Below are 13,687 nucleotides of genomic sequence, written 5' to 3'. Positions count from 1 at the left end.
CGTCTTTGACCATGGCTATCAATAAATCAAAATTAATCAATAGCTTTAAATATTTTCGAACGTTGCTATAACCCAGAGTGTATTGCTGATATCCCGATAAAAATCGAGACACCCATCTTATTGCAAATGTAAATAATTCTCAATATGATTTCTATCAATGTTTATGGCTGTATCCTTGTCATTCCAAACATTAATAAATTTGATTAATTGTAAGAAAAACGTAAAGGGCTGCGGCCCGGGAGGGTTTGATGCCGGAAATACAGGCGCCGGGATTTGCTGCCGCCTTGCTATCGTCACCCCAGGCGGGAATGCATGAATGGTGGCGACAGATCGCCAGCGTGGGAACGCCACTGCTGGAGCCGCAAGGAGAACAGCAGGTACGAATGACGTTTCTCTGGCGCGATCCCGCCGGAACGGAGCGGCATTCCACCATTCGGCAGGTGTATATCGACGTTAACGGCGTGACCGATCATCACCACTTTACGCCGCAGAGCCTGCAACGCCTTCCCGGTACGGATGTCTGGCACTGGTCGGTGGAGATCGAGCGTGACTGGCGGGGCAGTTACTGCCTGATCCCCGTTGGCAGCGAGCATTTGCCGCCGGCGTTCACTGATCATGAACAGCAGCGCGAATGGTGGTGTTCGCTGTTTCCCTTGATGACAGCCGATCCGCTCAATCCGTCTACCCCCTGGGATACCTGGACAGGGAAGCAACTTTCTGCTGTCCACCTGCCGGATGCATTGCCGCAGGCCGCCTGGTCGTCGACCGACGGCGGTACGGCCGTACCGGCGGATCCTTCCCGCCGGTTCACGTTCGAGTGGCACAGCCCGCAGTTGGGGAATTGCCGCCGTATCTGGCTATACGTTACCGGCCATGCCGACGAGCCCGCTGCGCGTCCGCTGGCGATCGTGTTGGACGGGCAAAAGTGGGCGGAGGAAACGCCGCTGTTTGCGCCGCTGGATGAGGAAACCGACGCCGGTCGGCTGCCTGCCGCCGTTTATCTGTTTATCGACGCCATCGATATGCCGCGCCGCAGCCAGGAATTGCCCTGCAATCCGGTGTTCTGGCGGGCGGTACAGGATGAGTTATTACCGATGGCGGCGCAGTATGCGGCCTTCAGCGACGATCCCGATCGCACGCTGGTATCCGGACAGAGTTACGGCGGGCTGGCGTCGTTGTATGCCGGCCTGCATTGGCCTGAGCGTTTTGGCCGGGTGTTGACGCAGTCCGGCTCCTTTTGGTGGCCGCATCAAAAAGTGCTGACCTGCATGGGCGGCCGCCATGAGCAGGATGTCGGCATGCTGATTGCCGAGGTACGACAACGCGGACGTACCGCGAGGCCGCTGGTGGTGTTCCAGGAGGCGGGCCGCCGGGAAAGCGATATCCATTTCGTCAATCAGCAGATGAACGCTGCGCTGAACGCGGCGGGCCATCATGTGCATTACCGCGTCTACAACGGCGGTCACGATATGCTGTGCTGGCGCGGTGGATTGATTGACGGTTTACGCTGGCTGCTGACGACGCAGCCGATAACGACAAACAACAAGGAGTGACGCCATGTCCCAGGAATCTGTGAATCCGTTTGATGATGAGCGTTTAACGTTTCTGGTGCTGATCAATACGCAGCAACAGTTCAGCCTGTGGCCTGAGTTCGCCGCTATTCCCGCCGGCTGGGAGGTGGTATTCGGGCCGCAGAGCCGCGAGGCGTGTATCGGTTATACGCAGGCGCAGTGGCTGGATATGCGGCCTGCCGGAGTGAAAACGACGTCTCAGGCGTAATGCCGTTCGTCTGACCGAACCGGTGGAAAAATACCGAGGGGACAACGGCGGAAGGGTGCCTGTGCGTGTGTCTCCGTTCGCGCAGGGGCGATCGAACGGGATGATTTTTTCAGCCGGGTCATCACTGGCTGACCTGACAAGGCGGACGCTGTTCTCCTCGAACCGTTGACGGATGATAAAGGAATACAAGGTGTCAGAATTAGGTGCAGCGCCTGCTGAACAGGCGAAATATCAGGAGTTGCCGCTGGTGGCGGCGCAACCGGGTATCTGGATGGCGGATCAATTATCCGACCAACATAACGATTTTACGGTGGCGCATGCGCTTGAACTGCGCGGCCCGATAGACAAAACGTGTCTGGACACCGCTATCCGGCAGGCGCTGGCGGAAGCGGATACGGTGCTGGCGCGGTTTGGCGTCAATGCCGCCGGCGAGCCGGTGCAGTGGCTTGCGCTACGGCGAGATCCGTTGCAGGTCAATCCGCCGGAGTGGTTGGATTTCAGCGCGGTTGACGACGGTGAAGAGCAAGCCTGGCAATGGATGCATGCCGATCTGGACGCGCCGCTGCCTGCTGACGGCGATGCGCCGTTGTACCGGCAGGCGGTGATACGGGTCTCGGCGCAGCCGGAACGCTGGCTGTGGTATCAACGCTTTCATCATCTGATGTTGGACGGTTTCAGCTTCGACGCGCTGACCCGGCGCATTGTGGCCCTTTATAACGCGCTGCGGGCGGGCGAAACGCCGTCGCCGTCGCCGTTTGAATCCTTCGCCGCAGTAGTAGACGAATACCGAGCCTGGCCATCGTCGGCGGCCTGTGAACAGTCCGCCGCATTCTGGCGGCAGCACGCGCACGACTTGCCGATGCCGGTCTCGCTGGCGGCGGATGAGTGCCGTGAAGCGCATTCCGGTTCGCGACCCTTGACCCAGCGGGCAGTGATGCCGGGCGCACCCGTTGAGGCGCTGGCGGCGTCCGGGCTGGCGCAACCGGCGGAAATCGCTATGGCGGCGCTGGCGGTGTATCTGCACCGCATGAGCGGCGAATCGCGGTTGTCTCTGGGTTTTCCGTTCATGCGTCGCATGGGGTCGGCCGCGTTATGCGCCACCGGGCCAGTGGTCAATGTCTTGCCGTTACAGCTTGAACTGCGCCCCGATATGACGCTGGAAACGGTGACGCAGGCGCTATGCCGGGAGATCCGCACGGTGCGGCGCCATCAGCGCTACGAAGCGGAGCAACTGCGGCGCGATCTGGGGTTAGTCGGCAGCCATCGGGAATTGTACGGGCCGGTCATCAACTTTAAGGTCTACCAGGCTGAACTGCGGCTGGAAGGCACGCCGGTGGTGACGCACGTACTGGCGATGGGGCCGGTGGACGACCTGGAGTTCACCCTCGGCGTTCAGGACGGCGAGCTGCAACTGGAATTGGTCGCCAATCCGGCGCGCTATGATCGGCAAACGTTGCAGCGGCACGCCGAGCGGCTGCAACAGGTGATGACTCAGCTGGTGACGCAGCCGCAGCAGGCGATTGGCGCACTGGCGCTGGTCAGCCCGGCGGAGTGGCGGCGCATTGAGAACTGGGGGCGTGGCCCGCAGTTAGCGATGCCCGAAGGCATGGTTTCCGTACTGGATAGCCTGCTGCAGCAGGTCAGAACACGGCCGGATGCACCGGCATTGATGGACGCGCGTGAATCGCTGAGTTACCTGGCGCTCACCCGGCGTTCGATGCAGCTGGCGCGTGTATTGATCGCCCGTGGTATCGGCGCGGGCGACGTCGTGGCGATCGGCATCCCCCGCTCAGTGGATGCCGTGGTGGCCATTTTCGCCGTGCTGGCCAGCGGCGCGGCCTATATGCCGTTGGATCTTGACTACCCGCGTGAGCGCCTGGCATTGATGTGCGACGACGCCCAGCCGGCGCTGTTGTTGACGCATCAATCGGTACAGGCGCGGATGCCGCTGCTGCCGCAAACGCTGTGTCTGGATGACCCGTCGGTACGTGAACGCTGCGCGCTGGCCGCTGCCGGGCCGGTACTCGACGACGAACGGCGTGAAGTGCTGTGTGGCGAACACCTGGCCTACATGATTTATACCTCCGGCTCCACCGGGCGTCCGAAAGGGGTGATGAGCACCCATCGCGGTTTGCTGAATCTGCTGGTATCACACACTCATTTCCTATTTGGCCCGGCCATCGATCGTTTTCTGCAACGTCATGGTCGGCGTCTGCGCGCCGGCCATACCGCGTCCTTCTCGTTTGATTCCTCCTGGGAACCGTTGTTTTGCATGCTGATGGGCAGCGAGCTGTACTTGTTTGATGAAGAACTGCGGCGCGATGCCTGGGCGTTGGTGCAACACCTGAATCAGGTGTCGGTGGACATGATGGACATCACGCCGTCGTTTTTTTCCCAGATGATCGACAGCGGCTTGCTGGAGCCGGGCAACCACCAGCCCGCCTTTATCATGATCGGCGGTGAAGCGGCGACGCCGCGCCTATGGCAATTGATGCGTCAACATCCGCAGATAGAAATCCACAACTACTACGGGCCGTCGGAATACACCATCGATACCCTGGGCGCCAGCGTGCAGGCGGCCGAGCAGCCGGTTATCGGCGGCCCGGTGGCCAATACCCACGTCTGGCTGCTGGATAACCGCCTGCAGCCGGTGCCGGCGGGTGTGCCCGGCGAGTTGTACATCGCCGGGCCGGGGATCGCGCGCGGTTATCTGCACCGGCCGGATCTGACGGCGACGCGCTTCGTCGCCTGTCCGTTTATACCGGGCGAGGTGATGTACCGCACCGGCGATCTGATGCGCTGGCGCAACGACGGCCAACTGGCATTTATCGGCCGGGTGGATCACCAAATCAAGGTGCGTGGTTTCCGTGTGGAACTGGGAGAAGTGGAAAACGCGCTGGCGGCACTGCCGGAAATCAGCACTGCCATCGTGATTGCCGAAAATATCGGCGCCACGCATCGGTTGATCGGTTATTGCTCGGTGCCGGACGACGCGGCGCGCCGGCAGCCGGATATCCAGGCGCGTCTGCTGGCGCAGTTGGCGGAACGTCTGCCGGAATACATGGTGCCCGCCATCCTGATGGTGATGGCGGAACTGCCGCTGACGGTGAACGGTAAAATTGACCGGCAGGCGTTGCCCAAACCTCAACAGGCGGCGATACCGACGGGACGCGAGCCGCAAACCGAACAGGAGCAGTTGATCTGCCGCGCCATCGCCCAACTGCTGAATATGGAACGGGTCGGCGCGGAGGATGACTTCTTCGCGCTTGGCGGCGACAGTATTTCCGCCATGGGGCTGGGTACGTTGCTGCGTCGCGCTGGTTGGCAACTGCGGCCGAAAGAGATTTTCGCCCAGCGGACGCCCGCACGCATGGCGCTGGCGATGCAGGCCAATGGCCCATCGACACCGCAGGTGCAGTCGAGTCGACAAGGCGTGGCGGATGGATTATCGATGGTGCGCGGGTTTGCCCATCAGGCAGGGATCACCACCTGTTTTGCGCACGGCGTGTTGCTGGCGACGCCTGCGGCACTACAACCGGGGATGCTGACGTCGGCGCTGGCGGCACTGGCGCAGGCGCATCCGGCGTTGACGGCCTCGGCGGCCGAAGCGCAGCTGACGATAGACGGCCGCCCGTTCGATCCGCAGTGGGTACAAACCCTGATGCTGGAGCACGTCGGGAAGCTGGAAAGCGGCGCTGAACAGGCGTTTGAGGCGGCGGCGGCGCGGCTGGATCCTGCCCACGGCGTCATGATGCAGGCCGTTCTCCTACAGTGCGCGGGTCGTTCGTGCGCATTAGTGCTGGCGGCGCACCATCTGGTGGTGGACGGCGTATCGTGGCGCGTGTTGTTGCCGGAACTGCGGCAGGCGTGTGAGGACATCATCAACGGCCGGATGGCGGTGTTGTCGCCGGAAGAGTGTTCGCTGTATGACTGGTCCGAAACGCTGAACGCGCAGATACCGTCCCGGCGCGCGGAACTGCCGTTCTGGCGGTCGGTGATGCAGGAACCGGTGCCACTGTTGGGCGCGCGGGTGCTGAACCGGCAGCGACATCGCCATGACAGCCGTCGCCTGCTGCGCCTGACATTGAATGCCGTCCAGACGCAGGCGGCGCTGACCCGGCTGCCGGAAAATTACCGCGCCGGCGTGGATGAAATTCTGCTGAGCGCGCTGACGATGGCATGCCGCCAGCGTTACGGCGTGCAACCGCTGCGTATTGGGTTGGAATCGCACGGCCGCCCAGATCTGGATGCCGGTTCGGATCTGGCCAGAACCGTCGGCTGGCTGACGGCGGAATACCCGGTGTTGATCGACGGCGTCGACGATGAAACCCCTTGGCAGGCGGTGCGAGCGGTGAAGGCCGCCTTGCGTGTCGTGCCGGATCGCGGCATCGGCTATGGCGTGCTGCGTTATCTGGATAGCGAAAGCGGCGAGGTGCTGGCGGCGCTGGAGGATCATGCGCCGGAAATTCTGTTCAACTACCTGGGGCGCTTTGGCGCCGAGACGGGCGATTGGGCGCCGATGCGCACCGCGCGCCATTTCCGCGACACTTTTGCGGTGACGCAGGATGAACGGATGCCGCTCACCCATGCGCTGGACATCAATATTTTTGTCGACGAACAGGACGGCACGCCGCAGCTGGCGGTGCACTGGGGCTGGGCGGATGACATTTTTACCGCCGACGACATTACCGCGCTGCATCAGGCGCTGGCGACGGCGCTGGATCGCCTGCTGGCGGGTGCGCAGCAGCAACCGTTGGCGGCGGCCGATACGTTAACTGCGGCGGAGGTGGCACTCCCCGGCGTGACCGATGCGGTGCTGGCGGATCTCCGTCGGCAGTATGGCCCGCTGGCGGCGGTGTTGCCGGTGTTGCCGTTGCAGCAGGGGTTGTTGTTCCACGCGCAGATGGCGGAAACCGACGGCAGCTACAATTCGCTGACCCGGCTGTCGCTGCGCGGCCCGCTGGACGTCGACCGTCTGCGCCGGGCGCTGGCGGCGGTGGTGCGTCATCATCCGCAACTGGCCGCCCGGTTTGACGCCGGGTTGGCGCCGCAGCCGTTGCAGGTATTGCCGCTGCTGCGCGACGATGGCGACTACTGGCCGCTGGATCGGCGCACGTTACCGGCGCTGTCCGCTGCCGATGAAGCTGCCGCGTTGCTGGCGCTGGAGCAGCAAGAACTGAAGCGCGATCTGTTCCGCCAGCCGGATTCGATGTTGCGCGCCTTGCTGGTGACGCACGCCGACGGCGAACGCCACACACTGTTTCTCAATGCCCACCATTTGGTGGTGGATGGATGGTCGACGCCGATCTGCCTGCAGGATCTGTTTACCGTGCTCTATCAGGGGGAAACGGCGCTGTCTGCGCACCCGGTGGCCTACGCCGATATCGTGCGGCGCCTGGCGGCGAGAGACGCTGAGGTTTCCCGTCAATGCTGGCGCTCGGTGCTGGCGGGCGCACGTCCGACGCTGTTATTCGGCGACGGGCCTCATCACGGTGATGTCCGCGAGTTAGCGCTGTTGCCTGAGCCGGCGCTGGAACAGGGTCTGCTGGCGTTGTGTCGTGAACACGGCCTGACGCTCAACACTCTGATGCAGGGCATTTGGGGCGTGTTGCTGAGCGCCAGCTGCGGCGCCGATGAGGTGATTTTCGGGTCGCCGGTATCCGGTCGTTTCGGCCATCTGGACGGGATCGAGCGGCAGATTGGGCTGTTCAGCAATACCCTGCCGGTGCGCCTGACGCTGGACCCTGCGCGTTCGCTGCCGGAACAGTTGGCGACGCTGCAAACGCAGCAAATTCAACTGATTGAGCATGACGATCTTGGTCTGGGCGAGATCCAGCAGTTGGCCGGAACCGGCACGCTGTTCGATACGTTGCTGGTGGTGGAGAACTATCCGGACGGCGACGCGCTGAGCCGAAGCGAACAGCCGCTGCGCTGCGAGGGCGTTAATAACCGCGGGTATACCCATTATCCGCTGACGCTGTTGGTGCTGCCCGGCAAACGCCTGCGTCTGCTGATGGAGTACCGCGACAGCGTGCCGCAGCCGCAGCGTTTGGCGCAGAGATTGATGCTGTTGCTGGAGCAACTGGTGGCACAGCCGGAACGGCCGCTGTGTGCCTGGAACCTGTTGGTACCGGAGGAACAGGCGCTGCTGGATGCGGTGAACCGCACCGCGCATGCGGTGCCGCGCGGCACCCTGCATCAGGCGGTAGCGGAACAGGCAGCACGCACGCCGGAACGCCTCGCGCTGTCGGATTGCCAACACCGACTGACCTATCGTCAGATGTGGCATCAGGCCCGGCTGCTGGCGGAGCGGCTGATCGATGCCGGCGTCCAGCCGGGGGATATCGTGGCGGTGGCGTTGCCGCGTTCGGTGCGATTGAGTCTGGCGCTCAGCGCCATTTTGGAGGCTGGCGCGGCGTGGCTGCCGCTGGATACCGGCTATCCAGACGAACGGCTGGCGCTGATGGTGGAAGACGCTCGTCCCCGGCTGATTATCACCGAAAGCGGGTTGCGATCGCGTTTTGCGCCGTTGGCGGATGTACTGCTGCTGGATACGCTGGCCGATGACCGTCAACAGCCGCGTTACGCGCCGGTGACGGTCGAGCCGCAACAGGCTGCCTATGTCATTTACACCTCCGGCTCCACCGGCCGCCCGAAAGGCGTGGTGGTCGGCCATGAAGCGATCGTCAACCGGCTGTGGTGGATGCAGCATCAATACACGCTGGGCGCGGATGATGTGGTGTTGCAAAAAACGCCGTGCAGTTTTGACGTCTCGGTGTGGGAATTCTTCTGGCCGTTGATGGTCGGCGCACAGTTGGTGATGGCGCCGCCGGAAGCGCACCGCGACCCGGATGCGTTGGTGCAACTGATCGACGATTACGCGGTCACTACTCTGCATTTTGTGCCGTCCATGCTGGCGGCTTGGGTCAGCGCGCTGGAGGCGCGGCCGACGCAGATGATCGGTTGTCACAGCCTGCGGCGCGTGTTCTGTAGTGGCGAAGCTTTGTCGCGTGAGCTGGCGCTAAACTATCAGCGGTTGATCGCCGCCCCGTTGCATAACTTGTATGGGCCGACGGAGGCCGCGGTGGATGTCACTTGGCAACCGGCCTCCGGCGAGGCGTTGGCGCGTTGCACGCTGCCGGGCATTCCCATCGGGTTGCCGGTATGGAATACGCAACTGCGTATCTTGGACGGCGCGTTGCGCCCAGTGCCGCTCGGCGTCGCCGGGGATCTTTACCTGTGCGGTGTACAGCTGGCCCAGGGCTATCTGCGCCGGCCGGATCTGACCGCCAGCCGGTTTGTCGCCGACCCGTTTGCCTGGGGTGAACGTATGTACCGCACCGGCGATATCGCCCGCTGGCTGGAAGATGGCACGGTGGAATATCTCGGGCGCAGTGATGATCAACTCAAAATTCGCGGCCAGCGTATCGAGCTGGGGGAAATCGAACAGGCGCTGCTGGCGCTGCCGGGGGTGGCGCAGGCTGTTGTCGGCGCGCGTGAACTGGGCGGCGGGCAGCATGGGTTGCAGGGCGCTGATGCCCGCCAATTGATCGCCTGGCTGGTGATGGCGGCGGATGTCACGCTGGACAGCGCGGCGTTGCAACAGGCGCTGGCCCGCCAGTTGCCCGCGCATATGGTGCCGGTTGGCTATGTGCAGATGGCGGATTTCCCGCTCAGCGCCAACGGCAAACTGGATCGCAAGGCGTTGCCGTCCCCGGAGGGATTGCAACAGCAGGGCCGGGCGCCGGATACCGTCAATGAACGGGCAGTGGCGGCGCTGTTCGGCGAATTGTTGGCGTGTGGGCCGGTGTCGGCGGACGATGATTTCTTCGCGCTCGGCGGCCATTCGCTGCTGGCGATGCGACTATCGTCGGATATCCGGCGGCAGTTGCAGCGTGCGGTGGGGGTCGGCCAAATCATGGTGGCGCGGACGGTGGCGCGGATAGCCGCGTTGATGGATGACGACGCGGACAGCGGGCGCGGCGGCGTGGATGAAACGCTGCCGCTGCGCAGCGGCGACGGCCCGGCGCTATTTTGTGTGCACCCGGCATCCGGTTTCGCCTGGCCGTATGCCGGTTTGCTGCGTTACCTTGATGGTGACTACCCGATCGTGGGGTTACAGTCGTTGCGGCCGGACGGGGTCATCGCCCGTTATGACGATTTACAATCCATGAGCGATCACCATCTGGCGACCCTACGGCGTATCCAGCCGAAAGGGCCGTATTTCCTGCTGGGGTATTCGCTGGGCGGTATGTTGGCGCACTCTATCGCCGCGCGTTTGCAGCAGCAGGGCGAGGAAGTCGCTTTCCTGGGGCTGCTGGATACCTACCCGCCGGAAGAGCAGGACTGGCGCGAGCCGGATGCGGACGATGAAGAGGCGAACCGCGAGATGGAGCGTGAGCAGGCGGATTTTCTCGCCATGCTGGAAGAGGAGTCGGATCCCGAGTTGCGGGCGGAACGAATGGCGTTGTTCGACAATATCGTCGCCAACTACGACGATTCGTTGCGGATCCTGCCATCAGCACGTTCGCTGCGTTATGACGGCGACGCGGTGTTGTTTGTGGCGACCCGGACGTTACCGGACGACATGGATATCGACGCGACCTGGGCACCGTACATCAGTAACCTGACCCAGTACCGATTGGACTGCGAGCATGTGGATATCCTCTCGCCGTCGATGCAGACCGAACTGGGGCCATTGCTCAATCGCCTGCTGCGTCGCGAATCATAGGGCCGTCGCGGTAACAAATGGCCGGGCAGGTCGGCCATTTGTTATGGCGCCCCTCGCGGTGCGTTACCTTGCGGGCCGACGTGGGGCGTCGTGGAAAAACGCTCCCGGCGTGTAATGATAAAGAAGCCCCTCTGTGAGCGCGGTGCTGACAGGGGGGCTTCTTTTATGCCTGATACGATGGGGTGGAGTTGTGTGTCAGGCCGCAGGGTGATGACGTCCGCAGGGAACGATCAGCGGGGTGTGGGAAACCGGGTCGTCGATAATCACACACGACAGACCGAAGACCTCCTGCACCAGCTGCGCGCTGATAATCTCGGACGGTTGGCCTTGCGCCATCACTTGTCCGGCGCGCATCACAATCAGATGATCGGCGTAGCGGCAGGCTTGGTTCAGGTCGTGCAGTACCGCCACCAGCGTGCGGCTGTGGCGCTGGTTCAATTCGCGGAACAGATCCAACAGATCGATCTGATGGGCGATATCCAGCCAGGTCGTGGGTTCATCCAGCAGTAACAACGGCGTCTGTTGTGCCAACACCATGGCAATCCATACCCGCTGGCGTTGACCGCCGGACAGTTCATCCACGCAACGTTCCGCCAGATCGCCGACGCTGGTGGCGGCCATCGCGTGTGTGACCGCATCCTGGTCGTCCTGGCTCCACGGACGGAGCAGCGTTTGGTGCGGGTAGCGCCCGCGGGAAACCAGATCGGCGACGGTGATGTTGTCCGGTACGATGGCGTGTTGCGGCAGCAGGCCGAGTTGCCGGGCCAGTAGCTTGGTGGGGATCCGGTGGATGTTGCGGCCATCCAGCAGCACTTCACCCGCCTGGGGTTTCAATAGGCGGCACAGGGCGCGCAGTAGCGTCGATTTGCCGCAGGCGTTAGGGCCGATGATGACGCTGAATTTCCCTTCAGGAATGGCGACGCTCAGATCCTGCGCGATGATTTTCTGGTCGTAACCGAGCGTGAGCTGTGAGGCATGTAAAAGATGAGTCATGGACGGTTTCTCTTCACAGACGGATGAATAACGTGTTATGAGCGGCGCGATTCACGGATCAACAACCCGATCAGGTAAAGACCGCCGATGCTGACTGTGACCGCCCCTACCGGCAATTGCCGGCCGTGAAATGCGTGTTGGGCAATGATGTCGGCGGCCAGCAGCAATGCAGCGCCGACCAGCGCCGATGCGCCCAGCGGTACGCTGCTGGCGTGCGTTAGCCGGCGGGCAATTTGCGGCGCGGCCAGCGCGATGAATGAAATCGGCCCGGCGCAGGCGGCGACCACGGCGGTGAGCACAATGCCGCACAGCATCAGCCACAGGCGGCTGGCTTCGGCATTTACGCCCAACGCCCGCGCACTGTCGTCACCCATTTCCAGCAGTTGCAGCCGCCGGGATAGCAGCAGTGTGACGACGATGGCGATGGGGCAAAGCACTAGCGCAGGTGTTGCTTTGCCCCAGGTCATGCCGTTCAGCGTTCCGTTGCCCCAGAGCGCCGCCGCCATCACGGTTTCGAGCGAACCGGTAATCATCAACCAGGTATTGAAGGCCGAGAGCATGGCGCTGACGGCAATCCCGACGATAATTAGCCGGAAGCCGGAAATACCCCGCCGCCAGGCCAGCAGGTATACCGCGACGGCGGTGGCAATCCCGCCGATCACTGCGCCAATCGCAGCGTCGTAATAACCGCCTTGCAGCAGAATAAAGGTGACGAGAGCCCCGGTATAAGCACCCATATTGAAACCGATGATATCCGGGCTGCCCAGCGGGTTACGGGTCAGCGACTGGAAAATGGCGCCGCTGATGCCGAGCGCGCCGCCCAGCAGCAACGCGGTGACGGCGCGCGGCGCGCGCCACTGGGTGATCACGGTGACGGCGCTGCCGTTTCCGTGGCCAAACAAGGCTTGCCAGACTTCGATGACGGAGAATGACAGGGTGCCGAGCATGATGGCCAACGTCAGCAGCATCAGACCTAGCAACAGCAACAGGCCGTTGACATAAAACATGCGCCACGGCAGACGAGTCCCCGTAGCGGCGTATAACAGCGGGAGTCGGGTCGACAGCATCCGTTTTCCTCTACATGCGTTGACGCTGGCGCACCAGCCAGATTAATACCGGCGCGCCGATGAAGGCGGTAACGATAGAAACGCGCAGTTCGCCCGGCACCAGCAGGCGGCCGATGATATCGGCCAATAGCAGCAGGATTGGCGAGAACAGCAGGGAATAAAGCAGGATCCAACGCTGATCCGGCCCGGCCCACCAGCGGGCGACGTGCGGGATCATCAGGCCGATGAAGCCAATCGGGCCAGCCAGTGCGGTAGCAGAACCACACAGCAGCATGACGGCGATCATCGCCAGCACTCTGATCAGCGTCACTTTTGTGCCCAGCGCCGTGGCAAGGTCTTCCCCCATACTGAGAGTGTTAAGTGAGCGAGCAGAGACAAACGCCAACACGCAGCCCAGCAGAACCGGCGGTAGTACCAGTGCGATGTTTTGCAGGGAACGGATATCCAGCGTGCCGGCTTCCCACAGACGCAACTGATCGAAGGCGTAAGGATTGAGTAGCGAGATGGCGCTGGTGATGCCGGTCAATACCGCGCTAAGCGCCACGCCCGCCAATGTAAGACGTATAGGGTTGACCCGGCCGCCGCTCAGCGAGCCGATCAACCATATCGTCAGGCTACTGAACAGTACGCCGGCCCAGGCAAAGGTTAACCAGGATGCCATGGTGCTGATGCCAAAACCGATAATGCCCAGCACGATGGCGAAGCTGGCGCCTGCATTGATGCCCAGCAGCCCAGGGTCGGCCAGCGGATTGCGGGTCAGCGCCTGGATAACCGCGCCGGAAGCGCCCAGCGCCGCACCGATCAGTATGCCGGCCAGGGTGCGCGGCAGACGGGACTGCAGCACGATGGTGCTATCCGGTGTTTGCAGGACGCCGGTCAGGCTTTGCCACACCACATCGGCCGAGATGGCGCGAGCCCCCAGCGTCAGGCTGGCGATGCCGACGAGGAACAACAACAGCAGGCAAGGGGCGATGCCGTAATAGCGACGCCGTGTCAGTGCATCCGACAGCTGCGCGATTCCCCGATTACCGGGCAGCACACGCTGTAAAGGCATCATCAATAAGCTCCTTTTTATTAAGTAATGCATATGATTATTATTATCATTAATGTTGTTTGG

The 13,687-nt window shown here is 62.5% G+C and carries 6 protein-coding genes; 3 read left to right on the top strand and 3 right to left on the bottom strand.

Annotated features, from left to right (window positions below):
• The first annotated feature begins 248 nt into the window (after nucleotides 1-248).
• From fes to HEP82_RS14610, 3 genes are all read left to right on the top strand, one after another.
• A complete protein-coding gene (fes, locus tag HEP82_RS14620; RefSeq protein WP_192458747.1) occupies nucleotides 249-1,553 on the top strand; it encodes an enterochelin esterase in 1,305 nt (434 codons plus the stop codon).
• 4 nt (nucleotides 1,554-1,557) lie between these two features.
• Nucleotides 1,558-1,779, top strand: a complete 222-nt coding sequence (locus HEP82_RS14615) for an MbtH family protein (RefSeq protein ID WP_192458746.1) — start codon at nucleotides 1,558-1,560, stop codon at nucleotides 1,777-1,779.
• A 190-nt stretch (nucleotides 1,780-1,969) separates the two neighbouring features.
• A complete protein-coding gene (locus HEP82_RS14610; RefSeq protein ID WP_192458745.1) occupies nucleotides 1,970-10,510 on the top strand; it encodes an amino acid adenylation domain-containing protein in 8,541 nt (2,846 codons plus the stop codon).
• Nucleotides 10,511-10,705: 195 nt separating this feature from the next.
• Here the strand turns inward: HEP82_RS14610 and HEP82_RS14605 are convergent, their stop codons facing one another.
• From HEP82_RS14605 to fepD, 3 genes are read right to left on the bottom strand one after another with little or no spacing between them, the layout of a single operon-like run.
• A complete protein-coding gene (locus HEP82_RS14605; RefSeq protein WP_192458744.1) occupies nucleotides 10,706-11,503 on the bottom strand; it encodes an ABC transporter ATP-binding protein in 798 nt (265 codons plus the stop codon).
• 35 nt (nucleotides 11,504-11,538) lie between these two features.
• Nucleotides 11,539-12,570 carry an iron-enterobactin ABC transporter permease gene (gene fepG / locus HEP82_RS14600; protein ID WP_192458743.1) on the bottom strand — a complete coding sequence of 344 codons (1,032 nt, stop codon included), beginning with the start codon at nucleotides 12,568-12,570 and terminating at the stop codon, nucleotides 11,539-11,541.
• A 10-nt stretch (nucleotides 12,571-12,580) separates the two neighbouring features.
• A complete protein-coding gene (fepD, locus tag HEP82_RS14595) occupies nucleotides 12,581-13,627 on the bottom strand; it encodes a Fe(3+)-siderophore ABC transporter permease (protein WP_407938294.1) in 1,047 nt (348 codons plus the stop codon).
• Nucleotides 13,628-13,687: the final 60 nt, after the last annotated feature.

This window comes from Musicola keenii, from assembly GCF_014855505.1.
In the GTDB taxonomy this organism is placed as follows: Bacteria; Pseudomonadota; Gammaproteobacteria; order Enterobacterales; family Enterobacteriaceae; genus Musicola; species Musicola paradisiaca.
The sequence above is the reverse complement of the archived record's forward strand: the minus strand, read 5'-3'. Positions and strand labels throughout refer to the sequence as shown.